Below are 22,312 nucleotides of genomic sequence, written 5' to 3'. Positions count from 1 at the left end.
AGGAAGAAAGATGATACAGGAAGAGGAATTATTGAAAAAAGCAAAAGAGGCAGGATTTGACAACTGCCGGATTCTTCCGGCAGGAGAGCTGAGTTTTGACCATTCGCTGAGAAAATATTGTGAGGTAAATTATTGCGGGAATTATGGAAATAACTATTCATGTCCTCCAGAATGCGGTACACCTGAGGAAATGGAAGAAAAAACCAGGAAATTCTCCCGGGTTTTGGTACTTCAGACTATTACGCCGGTGCATGACATTGCCGATGACCGGGAAACCAGGGAAATCAAGCACCGCCATAATCAGATGACTTGGGGACTTATCGACGGCCTTTCGGAGAAGCTGGAAAATTTTCTTCCGGCTATGGCAGGCCCCTGTCAGATTTGTAAAGACTGCGAGAAAAAAGATGGAAAACCTTGCAGCTTTCCAGAGAGGATCGCATCCTGCCTTTCAGCCTACTGCATTCAGGTGGACAAGCTGGCAGAAAAATGTGATATGCCTTACTGGTGCCAGGGAGAGGTGGCTTTCTTCAGCCTTCTGTTTTTTTCCTGATTCCCGGGGACAAAACACAGAAAAAGGTGTATACTAGAGACAGAGAATGATGAACACAACAGGAGAAACAAAATGGATGCTATTAGAAAAGAACTGATCAGAAAAATACAGACTCTGGGAGAGGTTTATACCATTCTTTCCAGAGCTACCAGACTGCCCTATGTAATCTGTGATCCGGAGAGCTTCAATGACCAGGTATGGATATTTGAGAGTAAGGAAGATCTGGAAAAGGCTGTGAAGCCTCTTACAGATAAGAAAAATCCCGTTGCGGCTATTAAGGTGGAAAACAAGAGCTATCTGAGTTTTTATACGACTCTTTACACTCTGGGAGTAAACGCAGTGGTGTTTTATGAGGAGGATAAGGCTACGGAACTGGAATTAGAAGAGATTGTAAAAAAGCCGGATTTCTCTTCTCTTCCTAAAGAAAAGCAGCCGCTGTTTAACCCTCAGCTCCAGCTTTCTGGTATTTATTTTATGCAGGAACTGCGAAGAGGCGGCGCTAATGAGGAAAAAGATAATCTTCCGGAACTTGAAGAAGAAGTAGCTGCAAATGTGGTAAAAAGCAGATACCTTATGGCTGTACAGAGACCGGAAGAGGGGCAGGATCAAAAAAATGTACATGTGCCTTACATCAAAAATAATCAGGGAGATATTTACCAGCCTCTGTTTACAGATGCGGAAGAATTCCGAAAGTTTAATAAAGAGAAGAAGCTTCAGGCTCTGCTGGTAGGTTTTGACAATCTGGAGAAGGTCCTGATCCCGGCGGCAAAGGGGATTATCATCAACCCCCAGGGATTTAATCTGATCATTCCAAAAGAGAAGATCCAGGGACTGAGGCAGCGGTTCGGCATTGCGCCTCAGGACGGCCAGAAATAATGTGTCCTGCGGAAAGAAAGCAGGGACCAAACAGGCTTCTGAGCATAAGATCAGGAAGGAGAGATAGGCTTGAAGATTGATATGCACTGCCATACACGGGAAGGTTCCCCGGACGGGAAAGTACCTATTGAACAGTATATACGTATGCTGCGGAATCAGGGATTCGGAGGCATGCTGGTGACGGACCATGACTCCTACGGGGGATATCGCTATTGGAAGAAGAATATCAAAGGAGATAAGTATCAGGATTTTTTGGTCCTGAAAGGAATAGAATATGATACCCTGGACGCAGGCCATATTCTGGTGATCATGCCGGAGACTATAAAGCTGCGGCTTTTAGAGCTTCGGGGGATCCCGGTGCAGATGCTGATTCCTATTGTTCATAATTACGGAGGAATCCTGGGACCTGCCCATCCCTGCGGAGAAAAGTATATGAGTTTTATGAACGCAAAGGCTTATCAGAGAAATCCGGATATCCTAAAAGAATTTGATTTCATGGAAATTTTCAATGCCTGCGAACCTCAGGAGGTAAACGACAGAGCAAAAGCTGTTGCAGAGCAATATGGATTGCCGGGAACAGGCGGCAGTGATGCTCACAAAGCAGACTGCATTGGCCTGGCTTACACAGAAATCCCAGATGATGTGACCTGTGAATCAGATCTTATCACTCATATTATGAAAGGAACGCCTATGGAATGCGGCGGTTCTATTTATACCAATACTACTAAGGAAAAAATGGGGAAAGCCAAGGGTCTCTTTTCCCGTTCTTTCTGGGTATACAATAAAGTGGGAGGATGGAGTAAAGCCCTGAGCAGGAGCAACAAGATGAAGAAGGGATATGTAGAAAGAGTAGAAGTAAAAAAGGAAGAAAAGAATGAGCAAAAAAGTGATTAATGTAGCCCTTCTGGGGCTGGGAACAGTGGGAACCGGTGTCTATAAAGTCCTGAAAATGCAGCAGGATGACATGGAAGATAAAATCGGAGCCAGGGCAGAGATAAAAAAAATCCTGGTGAGAAATCTGAAAAAGGCTGCGGCTAAAATCGAAGAGCCAGAGCTTTTGACTAATGACTGGAAAGAGATCCTGGAGGATGATTCCATTGAGATTGTTATAGAGGTCATGGGAGGAATCGAGCCAGCCAAGACTTATATGCTGGAGGCCTTAAAGGCAGGAAAACATGTGGTGACGGCAAATAAAGACTTGGTGGCCTCTTACGGACAGAAAGTACTGGACTGTGCGGCAGCCAACAACAGAGACTTTCTTTTTGAGGCGGCAGTGGCGGGGGGAATTCCTATTATACGCCCGCTGAAACAGTGCCTGGCAGGCAATCATCTGTCAGAGGTGGTGGGGATTGTCAATGGAACTACGAATTTTATCCTTACCAAGATGACCCAGGAAGGAATGGAATTTGCAGAAGCTTTGGCTCTGGCCACCAGGCTGGGCTATGCGGAGGCTGATCCTACAGCAGATATCCAGGGGCTGGACGCAGGAAGAAAGATGGCGATTCTGGCTTCCATTGCCTTTAACTCCAGAGTTACCTTTGAAGATGTGATCACAGAAGGGATCACTCATATTTCTGCAAAGGATATCCGGTATGCCAGGGAATTGGGCTGTGTGATCAAGCTTATGGGACTGGCCAGAAATACAGATTCCGGAATCGAGGTTCGGGTCCAGCCTATGCTGGTTCCCCAGGAGCATCCTCTGGCCACGGTTAATGATTCCTACAATGCAGTCTTTGTGAAAGGTGATGCAGTAGGTGATGCCATGTTCTATGGAAGAGGAGCAGGGGAAATGCCTACAGCTAGCGCCATTGTGGGAGATGTTTTTGATATTGTAAGGAATATCCTCTTTAACTGTACGGGAAGGATCAGCTGTACCTGTTACAAAAATCTTCCCGTGAAAGAGGCAGAAGATATCGAAAGCCGTTTCTTCATGCGGCTTCATGTAGATGACCGCCCAGGCGTACTGGCAGGAATTGCCAGTGTGCTGGGAAATAACAATGTGAGTATTGCCCAGATGATACAGAGGCACAAGGACGGAGATCTGGCAGAAATCGTAGTGGTAACCTCTAAAGTACGGGAAGGAAACTTTAATGACGCCATGATGATCGTAGAGGGCTTGAATGCAGTACATAAGATATCCTCTGTGATTCGTGTATATGGAGGCCAGAGATGACAGAAAAGCTTTTTTATGAAGACAGCTATATAAAAGAATTCCAGGCCAGGGTTTTGTCCTGTACGGAAAGGGAAGGCGGTTATCAGGCAGTTCTTACGAGAACTGCCTTTTTCCCAGAAGGAGGAGGACAAAGTGCAGACACCGGCTTTTTATATACAGAAGACGGCATCGAAGTAAGCGTTACTGATGTGCAGGAAAAAGATGGTGTAGTCTTTCACTATATCACAGGTCCTTTGAAAGAAGGAGAAGAAATAACAGGGAAGCTGGATTTTCAGGAGCGGTTTTCCAAGATGCAGCAGCATACCGGAGAACACATTATATCAGGACTGGTCAGCAGCCATTTCGGTTATCACAATGTGGGATTTCACCTGGGTACAGAAGAGGTTACCATGGACTATGACGGTGTGCTGACCCAGGAAGATTTGGAGCAGATTGAGGAAGAAGCCAATGAGGCAGTGGCAAAAAATCTGTCGGTGGTTGTTCTTTACCCTTCTGAAGAAGAATTAAAGAATATTACATATAGAAGTAAGATTGAGATTGAGGGGCAGATCAGGATTGTGCAGATACCAGGATATGACAGCTGTGCCTGCTGCGCACCTCATGTAAAGGAAACAGGCAGCATAGGCCTGATCAAGATTGTGGGCGCCATTCACTATAAAGGCGGTATGCGGGTATCTATGCTCTGCGGATTCCGGGCTCTCTGGGATTACCGGATGAAAGAGAAAAATGTAGTCCGGATATCCAATCTCCTTTCTGCAAAGCAGGAAGATACCGCCCAGGCAGTGGAACGTCTGGGACAGGAAATAAACCGTCAGAAGGAAAAGATCAGGGACCTCCAGCAGCGGTATGTGGCTCTTTGCCTGGAAGAAGCCAGAAAGAAAGCAGCCACGGCTCCGGAAGAAAATATTTTACTTTTTGCGGAGGAACTGGATGGCGGGGCCAGAAGGAATTTTGTCAATGAGGCTATGGAAATGACGGAAGGATTTGCCGGGGTCTTTGTGGGAACAGACGAACAGGGATATCAGTATGTGCTGGGAAGCAGAAAGCAGGACATACAGGCGGCCGGAAAAAATCTGAATACCCGTTTCCAGGGAAAAGGAGGCGGCCGTCCCCCTATGATACAGGGTTCTTTAAACGGAAAAGAGCAGGAGATCAGAGAATTTATCAAGTAGATACCATACAGGGATTTACAGAAAGAGGAAGCCATGGAACTTAGGCAGGAGACAGAGCTTCAGCAGAAAATATCCCAAAATACCATACAGGCAGTTTCCATACTGCAGATGGGAAATCAGGAATTGGAAGACTATCTGGAAAATATGGCATTGGAGAATCCGGTCATTGAAACGGAAGAGAAGACTATGATTCCGGATATAAGTCAGAGTGGGGAAAGGATAATTCCCAGAAATTCTTACGAAGATTATCAGAACAGAGCCTATGAAGAGGAATCTCCTGGCAGAGAATATTTTTCGGAAGAAGGGGAAGGTTTCCCTTTTGTGGATTATCTTTTAGAACAGGTGCTGTACATGAAGGTGGAACAGAGCAGGGTGCCGGTTTTGAAATACCTGATTTATAATCTGGATGAGAGGGGATATCTCACAGAAGAACCGGAAGAGATTGCCGGCATTCTCGGAGAAGAGCCAGGAAAGGTCAGAGAGGCTATAGAAATTCTTCATTCCATGGAGCCGTTGGGAGTAGGAGCAAAAAATCTGCAGGAATGTCTCCTGCTCCAACTTCGAGGAAAGCCGGATACTCTGCTTCAAGAGGAAATAATCCGCCGATATTTAAAGGAATTGGGAAAAAACCAGATATCCCGGATCGCAGACAAAACGGGAAAGACGCTGAAAGAGGTCATGGAAGCAATAGAAAGGATCAGAAATCTGAATCCCAGACCCTCCAATTATTTTCCTACAGGAAGATTTAAGGAATACCTTATACCGGATATCATTGTGGTGAAACTGAAGGACTATTTTGAGGTTTTGATAAATGACGCCCAGAATGCCAGATTTCATATCAGTGATTTTTACAGAAAAATGGGAAATACGGTGGAAGACAAAGAAGCGGCAGAATATATCCACGAAAAAATAAAACAGGCAGAATGGCTGCAGCAGTGCCTGGAACAGCGGAAGAATACCCTGCTGAACCTGGCGGAAAAGATTGTAGAAAGACAGCAGGGCTTTTTCCGGAATGGAAAGGGATTTCTTGAGCCTCTGACTCAGAGAGAAATTGCTGAGGAAATGGGGGTCCATCCCTCTACTGTCAGCCGGGGGATCAAAGGAAAATATCTTCAGTGTCCATGGGGAACTTACCCGCTTTCTTTTTTCTTCTCTGTGGGGATTCCAAGTGACGGGCAGAAGGAGAATTCTGCAGATCATATTAAAAGCTGCATTGAGAAGATCATAGAGCAGGAGGAAAAAAAGAAACCTTTCAGTGACCGGCTCATTGCCGAGAAACTGCAGAAAATGGGTATTTCCATTTCCCGCAGAACTGTGGCAAAGTACAGGGATTCTATGAATATCAAGGATGCACTGGGAAGAAAAGAATATTGATATCCGCAGGATATGCAGTCTCAGATATGTATCCCATATTTGTGGATACGGTACTGGAGACTTTGTCTTCTCAGACCCAGAGCCTGGGCAGTCTGGGTGATATTGTAACCAAAATGCTCCAGAGCCTTTAGGATAACCTTATTTTCATAATCATCCATCAGGCTTTGCAGAGAACAGTTTTCCCAGTCCAAAGATGCTTCCGGAGTGTAAGAAACTCCGGGAGCTTTTTTTATGCTCTTCTGCTCTTTCAGAAGGTAGGAGGGAAGGTGCTCTAAAGTTATCGTGTCTCCATCTGCAAGATTTTGTGCATAATCCAGGACATGGAACAGTTCCCGGACATTGCCCGGCCAGGAATAGCTTTTAAAGAGATCCATTACCTGATTATCCAGGGCAGTGACATTGTGAACATACTGATAGGCCGTGGCAGACAGATGGTACTGGATCAATTCCTCCAGATCCTCCATGTGCATGCTGAGAGGAGGAAGTTCGATCATGACAGTGGAAAGGCGGTAAAAAAGATCCTTCCGAAGCTGATTATCTGCGATACATTGAAAGGGGTCTTTGTTGCAGGAGGAGATAATACGTACATCCATAGAAATATCTTTCTGTCCGCCTACCCGGCGGAAAGAATTCTCCTGAAGGGCCCGAAGGATCTTGGACTGCATGGAAAGGCTCATGGAATTCAGTTCATCTAAAAACAAAGTGCCACCCTGGGCTTCTTCAAAAAATCCAGGCCGGTTTTCGCTTCCGGTAAAGCTTCCTTTCTGTGTGCCGAAAAGCATGCTCTCAATCAGAGAATCAGGGATAGCCGCACAGTTGAGAGCCACAAATTTTTTCTGACTTCTTTTACTGCTTCTGTGGATGCTCTGGGCAAAAATTTCTTTTCCGGTGCCAGTCTCTCCTACAAGCAGTACAGAATTGGTTTGAGGAGCGATTTTCTTTGCAATAGATACAGCCTCCTGAAGAGCCTTTCCATGGCCTATGACATTTTCAAAGCTATAGCCGGAAAAACGGGTTGCAGGTACATTGTTTTTAAAGCCATTCAAGGCCTGCTCTGTGGCAATCATGCTTTCTTTGCAGGCGCCAACGATATCCCTTGTCTGTTCAAAGGCGGCTGCTCCGATGATCTGTTTTCCTCTTTTCAGAGGATAGGCGGTATTGGCTGACAGAATGGAAATTCCTGCGGAAGTGCGGAAATGATCCACTCTGTTGATTACGGGAGCCTGGGTACGCAGGGCGGTCATGGTAGTGCTGACTTCTTCATCCAGGGCAAAGAGATCCAGAAGATGTTTTCCCTGAACATCCAGAGAAGAGGGTATCTGTGAGATTTTCCGGCTGGTCTGATTAAAAAAAACAGCATAGCCGTTCCGGTCATAGATCTGGACGCCCTGCGTCAGATGATTCAAGGTCTGGCGGTATAAGTCAATCTGATAATCTTCTTTCAGTAAAAGATAGTAGAAACCGCCTTTGGGGCCGGAAAGCTTTTTAAATAAAAAGGAATCCCCATCCCATATAAAGCTTCCTTCAGTATCCTTAAGAGAAATAGGCAGAACTGAGGTGATATGCCTTTTTTCATGGATCCAGTTATTAAAGAGAAGGGAATAGATCTTTTCCGTGTCCGGATCCCCATAAAAAACTTCTCTGCACTGAGCGTCCCGGTCCGTATAAAATAAAATATCAAAAAAGCTTTTTTCTGACATAGGTGCTGGCCTCCTGCATTTTTCTTTACTGTACCATAATCTGATAATATGTGCAAAATAGTTTTGCATAAATTCTTAATTTCCCTATGGAGCTAAAATAAAGGATTTTTTGTCATCTTTCTTTGATTGATGCATAAAAGTTATGCAGAGTGCAAAAAAATTATGCATTAAGGATTAAAAATGTAAGAGAAAAAATGGAAAAAAGGTATTTTTATATTGAAAAAAGTTGGCACGTAAATTGCAGTAATAATAAGTATAATAAAAAGAGAAAGGAGAGAGCCGATTTTTAATCGGACAAAGAAAGAATGGAAAACAACACAACAAACAAAAAACCGATTCGATGGAGTGTCTTTGTTCCTTGTTTCCTGGTGATCGGAGGGGCAGCCATTCTGGGACTGGTAAACAACCAGTGGCTGACAGAGGTAACAAGGGAGATCTTTACCTGGTCTTTGACCTCCTTTGGCTGGCTGTATCAGATTATTGCCATAGTAACTCTGATATTAGTGGCTATTTTGACATTTTCCAAAATCGGGAATATCCGTTTTGGAGGAGCTAATGCAAAACCAAAATATTCCTTCGGATCCTGGTTTGCCATGACACTGACAGGGGGCATCGCTACAGGACTGATCACTTATGGCGTTAATGAAGTCATGGTCTACTATGGAAATATCTATGGGGAACTGGACGGTTATGGGGTAGAAGCGTTTACCGATGAGGCCGCTTATTTTGCTCTGGGCCGGGGATTTTATAACTGGACCTTTATCCCATATGCTATGTATGCTCTTTCCGGGGTTGTTATTGCTTACATGTATTTTAACAGAAATAAGGAGCTTTCTGTTTCTGCTTCCCTGACTCCTCTCTTTGGCGACAGAGTGACTCAGGGATTCTGGAAAGCCGTCATTGATGTGCTTTCTGTGCTGGCCATTGCCCTTGGACTGGCTTCTTCTCTGGGAGCCGGCCTTGCACTGATCGGAACAGGACTTTCCTCCGTATATGGCATTGCTCAGGGACCGGTAGTTTGGTTTATACTTACTGCGATTATTACAGCAACCTTTACCGTTGCCTCTGTAACAGGAATTGATAAGGGCATTAAGTGGCTGGCTGGCCTGACCTCCAAAATTTTCTATGTGCTTCTGATCGCACTGATCATTATCGGACCTACGGTCTACATATTGAATATGGCAAATGTAGGTCTTGGTTACTGGCTGGATCGTTTCTGGACCTGGGGACTGGATCCTTATACAGTAGGAGGAGAAGCCCTGGTTACCTGGTGGACTATGTATGACTGGGCAATCTGGATTGCCTATGCGCCTCTTATGGGAATTTTCTTTGCCATGATCGCTTACGGAAGAACTGTCCGTCAGTTTTTGATCATTAACTGGATTCTGCCAGCATCCTTTGGATTAGTTTGGTTTGCTGTATGGGGAGGCACTGCCTTAGACTGGCAGATTACTGGCAAGGCAGATATTGTAGGCGTGATCCAGGAGCAGGGAGCTGTAGCTGGATTATGGGAGTTCCTCCAGCAGATCCCGCTGGGATTTATTATCATTCCGGTGTTGATCGTGGCGCTGATCGCCGCATTCTCTACCACTGCGGACACCATGTCTACCACCATATCCGCCCTGTGTACCAAAGGTGCCAGACATGATGAAGAACCGGCAGTATGGCAGAAGATCGTATGGGGCGTTACCATCGGACTTATTGCCTGCATCATGGTTGCCTTTGGAGGCGGAGAGCAGGGAGTAGACGGGGTAAAATACCTGGCAGCCTGCGGCGGTTTTGTAGTCCTGATCATCTTTATACTTCAGATCGGTGCAGCGATCAAGGTATTTTTCCTGGACAGAGAGACCAAGAAAGATATAGAAAGCAGCATGGCTGCTATGGAGAATCCAGATTTTAAGGAAGTACAGGAGGAAGCCCGTGAATAAAGAAGAAAAAATTATATTGGGAGGATATCTCAGTTTAGAAGAATTTGTAGAAATCGCAAGATATAAAGCCCAGGTGGAATTTTCCCCGGAATACTGTGAAAGAGTCAGAAAGAGTCGTGAACTGGTGGAAAAATGGGTGGAAGAAGAAAAGGTGATGTATGGAGTCACCACCGGATTTGGCGCTTTATGCACACAGGCTATCGGAAAAGAGGATACGGAACAGCTCCAGGAAAATATTATTCTCACCCATGCGGTTTCTGTGGGAGAACCCTTGAAGGAAGAGGCTGTAAGAGGGATTCTTCTCATGGTCCTTCAGAATCTGGGACAGGGCTACAGCGGTGTGCGGCTGGAGGTCCTGGAGGCTTACCGGGATTTTCTGAATAAAGGCGTGGTTCCGGTGATCCCTCAAAACGGCAGTGTGGGATACCTGGCCTTGGAGGCTCATGGGGCTCTGGTCCTTATGGGAATGGGAAAGGCATGGTACAAAGGAGAAATGCTGGAGGGCAGAGAAGCTCTGGAAAGAGCAGGAATAAAACCTGTGGTCTTAAGCTCCAAAGAAGGACTTGCCCTGGTATCGGGAACTACCTCTTCTACAGCCCTGGCTGCTCTTGCCCTTTATGACCTTATCCAGGCAGGAAAAACTGCAGATGTGATCGGCGCACTGTCTCTGGAAACTTTAAAGGGAGTTATGAACGCTTTCGATGAAAGAGTGATGCAGGTCCGCCCTCACAGGGAGCAGGGAAATACGGCAGAAAACGTAAGAAAAATATTAAAAGATTCCCAGGTTATAAAAAAATATCAGGGATCCAGAGTACAGGATGCTCTTTCCCTCAGATGTATTCCCCAGCTTCACGGGGCAGCGAAGAAAACTTTGGAAGATGCCAGGAAAACTATAGAGACAGAGATCAATTCCTGCTGTGATAATCCTATCATATGGAGAGAAGAGGGCAGACAGGAAGTCATCTCTGCCTGCAACCCGGATTCTTCCTATGTGGGAATCGAAATGGACAGCGCATGTATTGCAGCCTGTACCTTAGGAAAAATGTCGGAAAGGAGAAATAACCGGATCATAGATGAGAGCCTTTCCGGTTATCCATGGTTTTGCATTAAGGAACCGGGGCTGAACTCCGGACTGATGATTCCTCAGTACACCCAGGCAGGACTTTTAAATGAAATGAGAGTTCTGGCTTCTCCGGCAACGGTAGACAATACCCCTACCTGCGGCAATCAGGAAGACTATGTAGCTATGGGGTATTTTGCCTGCAGAAAGGCGGGGATGGCAGCAGAAAAGCTGGAGTATATCCTGGCTATTGAACTGCTCTCCGACTATCAGGCCCAGCAGTTCCAGGATAGAGATACGGAGGTAAGTTCTGTATCAAAGAATATATATGAAACCTTGGGGAAACAGATACCGGTAATGGAAAAGGATATGCTCCTGTATCCTCATATTGAATATCTCCGGGAGCTGATCCATTCAGGGACTGTCCTGAAACTGGCGGAAGACATTGCAGGAAAGCTGAAATAGAATAGGAAAACAGGGGGATGAGAATCCATGGGAACCGTTATTTTAGGTGAAGATCTCAGTATAGAAAAATTTATAGAGATTGCTGTTTTTCACAGCAAAGTAGAATTTTCTCAGGAATACCGGGAGAGAATCAGAAAGTCCAGGGAGATCATTGAGGCCTGTGTGGAAAAAGAAGCTGCAGTTTATGGAACGACTACAGGATTCGGAGCGCTGGTTTCTCAGTTTATCAGCAAAGAAGAAGCGGAGCTCCTTCAGAAAAACATTATTCTGACCCATTCGGTATCTGTGGGGAATCCACTGAAAGAGGAAGAAGTCAGGGCGGTGATCCTGATGGTACTTCAGAGCCTGGGAAAAGGAGTCAGCGGTGTGAGGCTGGAGGTGCTGGAAAGATATCGGGAATTTCTGAATAAAAATCTTATCCCCTATGTGCCGGGAGAAGGCTCTGTAGGCTATTTATGTGCGGAAGCCCATATTGGGGCTGTGCTCATCGGAGAAGGAAGAGCCTGGTATCAGGGAGAGCTGATGGCTGCAGAGGAAGCCTTGAAAGCAGCAGGCATGGAACCCCTTACTCTCAGCTATAAAGAGGGGCTGGCTCTTATCAATGGAACGACCTCTCCTACAGCTTTGGCCGCGCTGGCTGTATACAGACTGGCCCAGGCAGCAGAGACTGCAGACGTAGTGGCAGCAATGTCTCTGGAGGGATTAAAAGGGCAGATGCGGGCATATGACAGCCATGTGACCAAATGCCGCCCCCAGAAAGAGCTGGAAGAGACTGCAGAAAACCTGAAAGCTCTTTTAGCAGGCTCAGAGGTTGTGAAAAAATGGGCGGGAAGTCATTTACAGGATCCTTTGTCCTTAAGATGCATCCCTCAGCTCCATGGAGCCGCAAAAAGGATTCTTAAGGATGCCTGGGAAGTGGTATCCTGTGAGATAAACGCCTGTGGCGACAACCCAGTGGTCTATGGATCTCCGGAGAACCCAGAGGTCTATTCCAATGGAAATCCAGATGCTTCTTATGTGGGGATGGAGATGGATGCGGCCTGTATTGCGGCGGTGAATCTGGCTAAGATGTCGGAACGGAGAAACGCTCGCTTTCTGGACCAGAATCTCTCCGGCCTGCCCTCTTTTCTGGTAAAAAATCCGGGCCTGAACTCCGGCCTGATGATTCCTCAGTATGCCCAGGCAGGCCTGCTGAATACTATGAGGATGCTGGCTGTTCCTGCTACAGCAGACAGTGTGTCCACCAGCGCGGGACAGGAGGATTATGTGTCTATGGGGTATAATGCCTGTAAAAAGGCAGCAGAGACGGCGGACAAGCTGGAATATATTCTGGCTGTTGAGGCTCTGTCCGCTTATCAGGCCCAGTTTTTTATAGATGAAAATCTGAAACGGGGAAAGGGAACTTCTGCTGTATATGAGGGAATGAAGAAAAAAATTCCGGCAATGGAAAAAGATATGTATATCTATCCGTGGATCCAGTGGATAAAAGAATGGATACATGAAGGAGAAATGCTGGATACCGCCTGGAAGGCAGCAGATAAAAAGGCCTGAAAAAGGGATTACCCCGGGAAACAGAAATCAGAAATAGTTCTGACTATGTTTCCTGGGGCAGTTCCTTATCAGGGCTTTTTCTTTTTATTACCGGAATCCTTGGAAAATTCCCGCTTCCTGAACAGACTTCGCAAAAGCACCATCCAGCCCCAGGAGATAGAAAAAGCCGGAAGAGCAGAGATGATGATAGCCCTGACCGGAGAGATCTCCGTAAAGATGGTAGGACCGAAAAACATGATAAAAATGACCAGCATCATTAAAAACAATGTGACTTTTTCCCGCATAGAAGTAGGGGGAGTAAAAAAAATCTTGGGTATGTCAATTTCCAGACGTTCAGGTTCTTTTGCCATGGCGGACTCCTTCCTCAAGTTCATATTATATTTATCATACTATGGGAAAGGGAGTTTTTCAAGACAAACAGGCTGGCAGGACGGATAAGAAAAGAGAGTCTTGTCAAACAGACCCGGATTCCAGTAAAATAGATTTATCAGATTTAATGGAGGTAAAGCACTATGGAAAGAGCATGGTGGAAAGAAGCAGTGGTATACCAGATATATCCCCGGAGCTTTATGGATTCCAACGGGGACGGAATCGGGGATCTTCCGGGAATCATCAGCAAACTGGACTATCTGAAAGAACTGGGAGTGGATGTAATCTGGCTGTCTCCCTGCTACAAGTCACCTAACGATGACAATGGATATGATATTTCCGATTACCGGGACATTATGGATGAGTTTGGAACTATGGAAGATTTTAAAACGCTTCTGGAAGGGATTCATGAGCGAGACATGAAGCTGGTCATGGACCTGGTGGTAAATCACACTTCCGATGAGCATCCCTGGTTTATAGAGTCCAGAAAATCCAAGGACAACCCTTACAGAGACTATTATATCTGGAGAAATCCCAAGGAGGGAAAGGAACCCAACAACTGGACATCCTATTTCTCCGGACCTGCCTGGGAATTTGATGAGGCTACGGGACAGTATTACCTTCATCTTTTTACCAGAAAGCAGCCGGATCTGAATTGGGAAAATGAGAAAGTGCGGTATGAAATCTATGATATGATGAAATTCTGGCTGGATATGGGCTGCGATGGATTCCGGATGGATGTGGCAAATCTTTATTCCAAGGTTCCGGGGCTTCCTGACGGCGTTCCCAGAAAAGGAAGAATCGGGGCGGAAAACTATCAGAACGGCCCAAGGATTCATGAGTTTTTCCATGAGATGAACCGGGAAGTCCTTTCCAAGTATGATATTATGACTGTAGGAGAGATGTCTGATGTACCTCTGGAAGAGGCTTTGAAATATGCGGGAAAAGATACCCATGAACTGAATATGGTATTCCAGTTTGAGCATGATGACCTGGATACAGTGGATGGAGAGAGATGGGCTTTTCGGAAGGTTCCGCTGCCGGAATTAAAGGCAGTTCTCAGCAAATGGCAGGTGGCTATGAATGACAAGGCCTGGAACAGTCTCTACTGGACCAATCATGATCAGCCAAGGACTGTTTCCAGAAGAGGAAACGACAAAGAATTCCGGAAGGAAAGCCAGAAGATGCTTTATACCATGCTGATGACCATGCAGGGCACTCCCTATATCTATCAAGGCGAAGAGATTGGCATGACCAATGTTTATTTTGATTCTATAGAGGATTATGATGACGTGGAAATCCACAACTGCTGGAGAGAAAGAGTTATCAAAGGGGGAGAGGATCCCCAGAAGCTTCTGGAGGGTATCCGCTACCGGGCCAGGGATAATGCCAGAACGCCTATGCAGTGGAGTGATGAGGAGAACGGCGGCTTTACCACAGGAACTCCCTGGCTGAAGGTGAATCCCAATTATAAAGAGATCAATGTGAAGGAATCTCTTGAAGATGAAGATTCTATTTTCCATTACATGCAGAAGCTGATCCGCATGAGAAAAGAGAATCTTACTGCAGTCTATGGGGACTTTAAAGAGTATGAGCCGGATGATCAGCAGCTTTACATATATGAGAGAAACTATCAGGAACAGAAAATGTTCGTGGTATTGAATTTCTCAGACCAGGAGGCCTCCTTTACCATGCCGGAAGAGTGGAAAAAAGAAGAGGCAAAGCCATTGATCGGAAATTATCCGGAGAAACCTTTCCAGAGCCGGACTTTTGCTCCCTGGGAAGCAGCAGTGTATATCAGATAAATTCCTGAAAAACGGGGATAACAGAAGTCTTTCGGGAAATAATAAGATACAGTATATATGAGGAAAATGGAGCTGACCTGTGAAAATGTGTACATGTATTGCTTATGAAAACGGAGACTTTTATTTCGGACGGAATATGGACCTGGATTACTCGATTGGAGAACAGATCATTCTTACTCCAAGGAATTATATCCTTAAATTCCGGAAGCTGGATCCTGCAGAAAAACATTATGCCATGGCAGGTATGGCCGCTTCTGAGGATACATTTCCTCTTTACGCCGAAGCAGTAAATGAAAAAGGTCTGTTTATGGCAGGCCTGAATTTTCCACAAAATGCAGTATATCAGGAGGCGGAAGAAGGAGGGAAAAATGTTGCTCCTTTTGAGATTATACCATGGCTTTTGGCCTCCTGTGCTTCTGTGCAGGAAGCCAGAGAGCTTCTTTTTCAGGCCAGGATCGTAAAGATTCCTTTTGCTGAAGAGATGCCTCCTGCTCCTCTCCACTGGATGCTGGGTGACGGAAAGGAATGTGTGGTTTTGGAGGCAGTGGAAGAAGGACTGAAGATTTACGAAAACCCTATAAAGGTACTGACGAATAATCCCCCTTTTCCCTTTCATAAAGATTATCTGACTCATTTTCGGAAGCTGTCATCAGGGCAGGGAGAAAATACCTTTTCCAGGAAGCTGCCCCTGGAACCCTACTGTCAGGGAATGGGAGGAATAGGACTTCCGGGAGATGCTTCTTCTGCCTCCCGTTTCGTAAGGGCTGCCTTTCTGCTTTGGAATTCCAGATGTGAGAAAGAGGAAAACGCCAATGTATCCCAGATATTTCATATACTGGATCAGGTAAGTATGGTGAAGGGGACAGTCCTCACAGAGGAAGGAACCTGTGATATGACGACTTATTCCTGCTGTGTAAATGGAAAGAGAGGAGTCTATTATTATAAAACCTATGACAACAGCAGCGTACAGGCTGTGGAGCTGGCAAAAGAAGACCTGGAAGGGGAGAGACTGGTCTGTCATAAGGTTTCCATAAGAGGTGTTCCTGAGAAATCTTTTCAATCAGGTATTTGACTGGTAACAGTCTCTCAAAGTCTGGTTCGGACACGCTTCCCTTGTCATCCCAGAGGAAAACTGATATGATGGGAAAAACAGAAGGCTGGGAATTTGCTGTTTAAAAGCGAAAGCCTGCTTCTGCAATAGATAAGGAGTAAAGAGATGACAGAAACTACAATAGAAAAACAGAAGGAAAGATATTATCTTCTGGATGCCCTGCGGGGCCTGGCACTGGTGAACATGATCCTGTATCATTTTTCTTATGATATCTTTATCATATACGGGCAGAATCCTGATTGGCTGGGAGCTCCGGCCACCTTTTTCTGGCAGCAGGGAATCTGCTGGAGCTTTATACTGATCTCCGGTTTCTCCTGGCGGTTTGGAGCAGCCAACAGCCTGAAACGAGGGCTGTTCTTAAACGGTCTGGGACTGCTGATCACCGCGGTGACCTGGCTGGTCATTCCTGATGAAGTTGTATTCTTCGGCATTCTGAACTTTATCGGCTGCGGGGTCCTGCTGACCATTCCTCTCTCAAAATTAGGAAAAAAGATTCCGCCCCTTTTGGGAGCGGTAATATGTCTGGTACTGTTTGCCCTGACTTATCCTATACAGAATGGTTATCTGTGGCTGGGAGGAGAGACCCTGGCACTTTCTCAGGAACTGTACTCAGGAGTCCTGACAATTTTTGGATTTCCGGGAGCAGGCTTTTATTCCAGCGACTATTTCCCTATATTGCCCTGGATTTTTCTGTACTGGACAGGCTGGTTTTTATATCCTTTACTTATGAAAAACAAAGGAATCCGGCACTTTCTCAGCATCCGGATCCCTCTGCTTTCAGAGATAGGAAGAAAAACTATCTGGATATACGTTCTTCACCAGCCTATTCTTATGGGAATCTGCATCATATGGTCTTCTCTTTTTATGTAGATTTTTTATGAAAGTCCAGTCTTAAAAAGAAACAAAGGGGCTGCTGGCAGGCCAGTGTCGACATAACCATCAGGCCTGCTTTTTCTTTCCTGAAAGTGCGAAGACTCCCAAAGAACAGCAGATCACAACAACGGCCAGCACTGCCAGAAGATAGAAGGAATACTGAGTGCCCTGGGCAGTAGCTGCTGCCATGTCATCAGGGAGCTTTGCCTGGGAGGCTGCCACTATGGTGGTGATAATGGAGGTGCCGATGGCGCCAGCCAGCTGCTGGAGAGTATTGATCACTGCATTGCCGTCAGGATTTAATTCCGGCGGCAGCTGCTTCAGTCCATTGGTCATGGTGTTTCCTACAGAGAAGCCCTGGCCGAAAGCGAAGAATATATAGAATAAGATAAAGCTTCCGATGTTTAGTTTCAGGGCGAAAATGCTGAAGCATACTGTTGCCAGGATAATACAGAAGTTACCGGAAAGGATAGGTTTCTTTGCTCCGAAACGGTCCAGCATCCTGCCGCTTATAGGAGAGAGAACAGCGCCTATGATACAGCCGGGGAGGAGAAGGCAGCCTGCCAGAAAAGCTTCTTCCCCCAGAACAAGCTGTGCATAGTTGGGGATCAGAAATCCCAGTCCAAGGCAAATAAACTGAATAAAGACAAGGACCAGTACACTGAGGCTGAAGGGAACACAGCGAAATACCCGGATATCGATAAGGGGTGTTTCGCTTTTTTTACATCTCAGACAGAATATCACAATACAGATAATGCTGGCTGCCAGAAGCCCCAGTACCTGGACACTGATCCAGCCGGCGTCGGAAGCGGTGCTGGTAGCAAAGATAAAGCAGGCGAAGCCTGCAGCCAAAAAGAAGTAGTCCAGCCATTGGAAAGAAATCTTTTCTGTCTCTGTTACCTGACGGATAGAGAAAACCCCAAGGAAAAAAGAGAGCAGGAGCAGAGGAATCAGAGAGATAAAGATCATCCTCCAACCGAAATTGCTTACCAGCATACCTCCCACGGAAGGTCCTACGGCAGGAGCCATGGCTGTGATCAGAGAGGCGATTCCCATCATCAGCCCCAGTTTTTTGGCAGGAACCTGCTCCAGAACGATATTAAACATCAGAGGCAGGGCGATACCTGTTCCCACACCCTGGATCAGACGGCCCAGGGGCAGAAGAGAAAATACCGGGGTAACAGCAGCCATAATGGTTCCTATAAGGAACAGGCAGATGGCGGTGACAAAAAGTTTTTTCAGTGTAAACCGCTTTTTTAAATAAGAAGATGCAGGTATGATCATGGCCAGAATCAGGAGATAGCCGGTAGTGATCCACTGTACGGTAGAAGTTCCGATGCCGAATTCTTCCATCAGAGTGGGGAAGGTAACATTCATGGCAGTTTCCACCACTACGCCGGAGAAGGACATGATTCCTGCGGCAATGATGGAAAAGATCAGCTTTGCATCAATTTTCTTTTCTGATTCATTCATTTTCTTCTTTTTCCTTTCTTTTTTCCTTGTAGGCGGTAATATCCAGACCTTTCATGATTTCCAGTACCCGGTGAATGGTACTAACGGTTACAGAAAAATCTTCAGGAGAAATATCCCGGAAATTTTCAGCCAGCCAGGAGTGATATTCCCCTACATAGAAATCATAATATTCCTTCCCAAGAGATGTCAGAGCTATGTGGACGATCCTTTTGTCCTCCTGGTCAGGGATTTTTGTCAGAACCTTCAGTTTTTCCAGCTCCTGGATTACTTTGGTGATGCTTGGCCTGGTGACTCCAAGCAGTTTACTCACATCGCTGACCATCACCTTTTCCTGGCATTGGCTTAACTGAAACACTGCGTCGATCACATAGATATGCCGGGGAGACATCCCTTTGGGAAGAGGGGGCATCAGCTCTGTAATACGTTTGGCGTCCTGGCAGGCAGAGAGAAAATCTTTTACATAAGATATTTCCATGTGTTATTCCTCCTTTCTAAAATTGATTACCATAAATAATTATCTTTAGTAATTACTTAAAATAATTATATGAAGATACAGAGAAAATGTCAAGAGAAAACCAAAGAAGAATAATAAAAAACTGCTGTGCCTCAGCCTTTACAGGCCGCTGCACAGCAGGATTTTTTGAGACAATTCTTCCAGTACCTGTCCCCGCCTTCCCAGAATACGCACTGCCAGGTCCCCCTGGGGCAGCCGGGTAATGCCTCCGGTGATATCCGAAGTATTTTCCAGAAGATCTTTAACCTTGGATACAAAACTTTTCGGATCCTCCGGCGGTGTAAGGTAGATACAGGCCAGATGGGTATAGGACTCATACATTCCCATACTGTCCATAGAGAAAAGTACAGGGTCATACCGGGTATTGTCCCGGAAGATCAGTTTTCCATTTCTGTAGATACGGACCAGATTATGATAGAAACGATAGGCAAAAGTCTCCCCTCTGGCGTATCGTCCGCAGGAAAGGATCTCGCTCATAAAGAACCGGGAGGTCTCATCTTCCAGCCGGATATCCATGGTGCTTTCAAAGGCAGATCCTTTAAAAGGAATCATAGGCTGGGGATGAAAGAAAAAGGTTCCTCCTTTCTCTACGAAAACAGAGGTATGTCTGCCTGCCTTTCCTTCTTTCATGCAGTGGATCTTATCGTAGGACTGGGAGATGAACTCTGTCCTGGCGCCTTCTTTTATATGAAAAGAAAATTCCTGAAGATCTCCTGCCATGATTCCCGGGGAAGCAGCCAGCAGCATGACCTGGATCCCGCCGCCTTTCAGGGGAAAGGGCTGCATGATCTTAAAGGGAGAGGTATAAGAAAAGTCTTCCAATATGGTCTGGCCTTCACGGGTACCGGCGGTAATGGAAAAGCGGGAGACTTTTCCATAGGGATTTTTTTCTTCTGGCATTACATTCCCTCCAAAAGTACGTTTTTCTTGATCCATTCCACTACCTGTTCCACATGTTCTCCGCTGCGGATATTGGTGAACAGGAAAGGACGGTCTCCCCGCATTTTCTTAGAATCTCTTTCCATAACCTCCAGGCTTGCCCCTACATAGGGAGCCAGGTCGATCTTGTTGATCACCAGCAGATCGGAGCGGGTGATTCCTGGTCCGCCTTTTCTGGGGATCTTATCCCCTTCTGCCACGTCAATGACAAAGATAGTGGCATCGGCCAGTTCCGGTGAAAAGGTAGCGGAAAGGTTATCCCCGCCGCTTTCTATGAAAAACAGCTCGATATCCGGAAACTTTTCCGCCATTTCTTCTACTGCCTCCAGATTCATGGAGGCGTCTTCACGGATGGCTGTGTGAGGGCAGCCGCCGGTTTCCACGCCGGTGATCCTTTCCAGAGGCATGATACTGTTTTTGGCAAGGAATTCTGCGTCCTCTTTCGTATAGATATCATTGGTGATAACACCGATACTGTAATCTTTGGCCATGCGCCGGGTAAGGGCTTCTATGAGAGCAGTCTTGCCGGAACCTACAGGGCCGGCTACGCCGATTTTTACATAAGACATAATTCTTCCTTCTTTCATATATAGTAGAGTCTGCATTCGCAGACAGAGAAATATAAAAACAGGGCTGCACCTGTATCAGGACATATACAGCCGGGAGTACAGACCTTCATGCTGGATAGCCCGCAGGTCAAAGCCGGGAGTGGAAGCGCAGAACATTTCTTCTCCCGCTGTGGTGACAAGAAAAAGCACCTCTTCCAGGACCTGATGGAGGGAGAGGAGGATTTTCTGTCCCTCTGACTGGCTGAGAGGAATAGTCTTTACACAGTTTGTGACCATAGCAGAGGTCTGGGCATAAAGAAAGGCTGCCATAGAATCCTCCAGAGGGATCCCGGCGGCACAGCAGAAAACTCCGTAAGCACAGGGATGACTGGTTACTTTTCCCCGGCGGAGTTCCTGGTATTCCTGAAAAATATTTTTCTTCCAGGAAATCTCCATGTGCTGGAGTGTCTTCACAAAACGGCTGCCCAGTTTCCTGGAGGCTTCCCGCAGTTCCAGGGGGATCTTGGAGGCGTCCAGGACGTCCTCCAGTTCCTCCAGCTTTTCCAGATCTTCTTTAGCTGCTGCTTCATAGGCCAGCCGGACAGCCAGAAGATCTGTATAGAGAAGGCTGCAGCGCAGCCGGTTTTCTATGTAAAGCCTGGCGGTGCTTCCGTCGCTCACCAGGCCTTTCTGTATATAAGTCTCCAGCCCATAGGAGTGGGAATAACCTCCTATGGGAAAGAGAGAATCATTTATCTGAAGGAGGAGAAAACGGGCCTCCATATCCCGGCGGTTCATGCCTGAGCTCCTTCCCGGTTTCCATGATCGTGGTGATGGGAATGGCCGATCTGAGAGGAAATCTGTCCTTTAAAGTTCAGAGATTCTATGGTTTTCCTGGCTTCTACACCATGAAGAGAAGAGAGGAGACGAAGCATAGGCTCATTATAGGGAGTTACAAAGGTGCTGGAATCCTCTCCAAAGAAAAGAGGCGCATGCCGGTTTCCGATTTCATAGCAGACCTTGGGGATCATCTCCGGGTGATGGGGAGAAACCTTTGCCTTGACTACCTCGCAGGGAGGGGTATGGACGGCAATGACCAGTTCGGGATCTGCGTAGAGTACATCCCCCTCTAACAGCCCGGTTTTCAGTACTGAGTCATCCAGACGGATTCCTATTTCCCGTCCGGCATCCGTAACCTTCCGGTGGATCTTTTTAAAGGCCTCGTGCCACTCCACAGTAATAAATTCCAGCTTCTTTCCCTGGAGTTCTATGTCTTCCAGTTTTCCCAGTATTTTTTCACAAATCATAAGTTTTTCTCCTACCATTGACCGATTAACATAAGAAGTCCCGGTATCCAGGCGGTGACGATTCCTTCAAATACCTGGAGACAGGGGACGAATTTCCCCAGCTTTTTCCCGCAGATATCTTCCACAAAGGAAGTTCCCCAGAGAACTGCCCAGAGATACCAGATAGCGGCCCAACGCCAGTCCGCAGTCACATTTAAAGCAGCGCTTCCTGTAACTCCTTCAATGGTTCCGAAGACTACAGCGTTTACTGCTACAAAGGTGGAAAACCAGGCAAAGGGGATGGGGCTTAAGTTCCACAGTTTGGAAAAAGCTACAAAAATATATGTGAAGCCGAAGAGCAGTCCTGTTCCTGCAGCGTAATAATTTCCCATTACCAGGTTTACCGCATTGATAAATATGGAAAGTCCTCCGGTAAGGATATTCATAACCGCCGCTGATCTTCCGTCTACCTTGTATAAGGTGCACATGCCGTTATTAATCAGGACGATTCCTACAAATAATAAACAAACGCCTAACATGGGACA

Annotated in this window: 21 protein-coding genes; 12 read left to right on the top strand and 9 right to left on the bottom strand. The window is 46.2% G+C overall.

The window, feature by feature from the left end:
* Nucleotides 1-10 precede the first annotated feature (10 nt).
* From B5G33_RS06595 to rpoN, 6 genes are all read left to right on the top strand, one after another.
* Nucleotides 11-550, top strand: a complete 540-nt coding sequence (locus B5G33_RS06595; RefSeq protein ID WP_242974550.1) for a DUF2284 domain-containing protein — start codon at nt 11-13, stop codon at nt 548-550.
* 72 nt (nt 551-622) lie between these two features.
* Complete coding sequence (locus B5G33_RS06590; protein ID WP_087417112.1) at nt 623-1,426, top strand: SseB family protein; 804 nt, start codon at nt 623-625, stop codon at nt 1,424-1,426.
* Between the two features lie 69 nt (nt 1,427-1,495).
* On the top strand, nt 1,496-2,320 hold the full coding sequence (locus tag B5G33_RS06585) for a PHP-associated domain-containing protein (protein ID WP_087417111.1): 825 nt from the start codon (nt 1,496-1,498) through the stop codon (nt 2,318-2,320).
* Entirely contained in the window at nt 2,301-3,599 is a 1,299-nt protein-coding gene (locus tag B5G33_RS06580; RefSeq protein ID WP_087417110.1) for a homoserine dehydrogenase, read from the top strand. Before B5G33_RS06585 ends, B5G33_RS06580 begins: the two co-directional genes overlap by 20 nt.
* Nucleotides 3,596-4,771, top strand: coding sequence for an alanyl-tRNA editing protein (locus tag B5G33_RS06575; RefSeq protein ID WP_087417109.1), 1,176 nt, complete (start codon nt 3,596-3,598; stop codon nt 4,769-4,771). Before B5G33_RS06580 ends, B5G33_RS06575 begins: the two co-directional genes overlap by 4 nt.
* A gap of 33 nt (nt 4,772-4,804) precedes the next feature.
* Nucleotides 4,805-6,145: an RNA polymerase factor sigma-54 gene (gene rpoN, locus B5G33_RS06570; protein ID WP_087417108.1), complete on the top strand. Its 1,341-nt coding sequence runs from the start codon at nt 4,805-4,807 to the stop codon at nt 6,143-6,145.
* A gap of 20 nt (nt 6,146-6,165) precedes the next feature.
* Here rpoN and B5G33_RS06565 read toward each other — a convergent pair whose 3' ends face one another.
* A complete protein-coding gene (locus tag B5G33_RS06565) occupies nt 6,166-7,845 on the bottom strand; it encodes a sigma-54 interaction domain-containing protein (RefSeq protein ID WP_087417107.1) in 1,680 nt (559 codons plus the stop codon).
* Between the two features lie 305 nt (nt 7,846-8,150).
* On the opposite strand from B5G33_RS06565, the gene B5G33_RS06560 reads away from it, so the two are divergent.
* The 3 genes from B5G33_RS06560 to B5G33_RS06550 are packed head-to-tail and all read left to right on the top strand — an operon-like array spanning nt 8,151 to nt 12,849.
* The gene (locus B5G33_RS06560; protein ID WP_087417106.1) at nt 8,151-9,773 is read left to right on the top strand and encodes a BCCT family transporter; all 1,623 of its coding nucleotides are present in this window, start codon (nt 8,151-8,153) and stop codon (nt 9,771-9,773) included.
* Nucleotides 9,766-11,298: an HAL/PAL/TAL family ammonia-lyase gene (locus B5G33_RS06555; protein ID WP_087417105.1), complete on the top strand. Its 1,533-nt coding sequence runs from the start codon at nt 9,766-9,768 to the stop codon at nt 11,296-11,298. Before B5G33_RS06560 ends, B5G33_RS06555 begins: the two co-directional genes overlap by 8 nt.
* A 27-nt stretch (nt 11,299-11,325) precedes the next feature.
* Nucleotides 11,326-12,849 carry an HAL/PAL/TAL family ammonia-lyase gene (locus B5G33_RS06550; RefSeq protein ID WP_087417104.1) on the top strand — a complete coding sequence of 508 codons (1,524 nt, stop codon included), beginning with the start codon at nt 11,326-11,328 and terminating at the stop codon, nt 12,847-12,849.
* Nucleotides 12,850-12,917: 68 nt separating this feature from the next.
* Here the strand turns inward: B5G33_RS06550 and B5G33_RS06545 are convergent, their stop codons facing one another.
* A complete protein-coding gene (locus B5G33_RS06545; RefSeq protein ID WP_087417103.1) occupies nt 12,918-13,199 on the bottom strand; it encodes a hypothetical protein in 282 nt (93 codons plus the stop codon).
* Between the two features lie 162 nt (nt 13,200-13,361).
* Here B5G33_RS06545 and B5G33_RS06540 point away from each other — a divergent pair, with 162 nt between their 5' ends.
* The 3 genes from B5G33_RS06540 to B5G33_RS06530 all read left to right on the top strand — a co-directional run bounded on the left by B5G33_RS06540 (nt 13,362) and on the right by B5G33_RS06530 (nt 17,004).
* On the top strand, nt 13,362-15,023 hold the full coding sequence (locus B5G33_RS06540) for a glycoside hydrolase family 13 protein (RefSeq protein ID WP_087417102.1): 1,662 nt from the start codon (nt 13,362-13,364) through the stop codon (nt 15,021-15,023).
* Nucleotides 15,024-15,108: 85 nt separating this feature from the next.
* Nucleotides 15,109-16,095, top strand: coding sequence for a choloylglycine hydrolase (gene bsh, locus B5G33_RS06535; protein WP_087417101.1), 987 nt, complete (start codon nt 15,109-15,111; stop codon nt 16,093-16,095).
* Nucleotides 16,096-16,239: 144 nt separating this feature from the next.
* Complete coding sequence (locus tag B5G33_RS06530) at nt 16,240-17,004, top strand: heparan-alpha-glucosaminide N-acetyltransferase domain-containing protein (protein WP_087417100.1); 765 nt, start codon at nt 16,240-16,242, stop codon at nt 17,002-17,004.
* A gap of 69 nt (nt 17,005-17,073) precedes the next feature.
* On the opposite strand, the gene B5G33_RS06525 is transcribed toward B5G33_RS06530, so the two are convergent.
* The 7 genes from B5G33_RS06525 to B5G33_RS06495 all read right to left on the bottom strand — a co-directional run bounded on the left by B5G33_RS06525 (nt 17,074) and on the right by B5G33_RS06495 (nt 22,306).
* Nucleotides 17,074-18,480 carry an MDR family MFS transporter gene (locus B5G33_RS06525; protein WP_087417099.1) on the bottom strand — a complete coding sequence of 469 codons (1,407 nt, stop codon included), beginning with the start codon at nt 18,478-18,480 and terminating at the stop codon, nt 17,074-17,076.
* Nucleotides 18,473-18,955, bottom strand: a complete 483-nt coding sequence (locus B5G33_RS06520; protein WP_087273702.1) for a MarR family winged helix-turn-helix transcriptional regulator — start codon at nt 18,953-18,955, stop codon at nt 18,473-18,475. Before B5G33_RS06520 ends, B5G33_RS06525 begins: the two co-directional genes overlap by 8 nt.
* A 138-nt stretch (nt 18,956-19,093) precedes the next feature.
* Nucleotides 19,094-19,894, bottom strand: a complete 801-nt coding sequence (locus tag B5G33_RS06515; RefSeq protein ID WP_087417098.1) for an urease accessory protein UreD — start codon at nt 19,892-19,894, stop codon at nt 19,094-19,096.
* The gene (ureG, locus tag B5G33_RS06510; RefSeq protein WP_087273707.1) at nt 19,894-20,502 is read right to left on the bottom strand and encodes an urease accessory protein UreG; all 609 of its coding nucleotides are present in this window, start codon (nt 20,500-20,502) and stop codon (nt 19,894-19,896) included. Before ureG ends, B5G33_RS06515 begins: the two co-directional genes overlap by 1 nt.
* 75 nt (nt 20,503-20,577) lie before the next feature.
* Complete coding sequence (locus tag B5G33_RS06505; RefSeq protein ID WP_087417097.1) at nt 20,578-21,279, bottom strand: urease accessory protein UreF; 702 nt, start codon at nt 21,277-21,279, stop codon at nt 20,578-20,580.
* Nucleotides 21,276-21,788 (bottom strand): urease accessory protein UreE, encoded by a 513-nt coding sequence (locus B5G33_RS06500; RefSeq protein ID WP_087417096.1) that lies wholly within the window; start codon nt 21,786-21,788, stop codon nt 21,276-21,278. Before B5G33_RS06500 ends, B5G33_RS06505 begins: the two co-directional genes overlap by 4 nt.
* Nucleotides 21,789-21,799: 11 nt before the next feature.
* Nucleotides 21,800-22,306, bottom strand: a complete 507-nt coding sequence (locus B5G33_RS06495; protein ID WP_087417095.1) for an AmiS/UreI family transporter — start codon at nt 22,304-22,306, stop codon at nt 21,800-21,802.
* Between the last annotated feature and the right edge of the window lie 6 nt (nt 22,307-22,312).

The sequence above is a fragment of the Blautia sp. An81 genome (assembly GCF_002161285.1).
Taxonomy (GTDB): domain Bacteria; phylum Bacillota; class Clostridia; order Lachnospirales; family Lachnospiraceae; genus Blautia; species Blautia ornithocaccae.
Note: the sequence above shows the minus strand (reverse complement) of the source record. Positions and strands in the feature narration are given on the sequence as shown.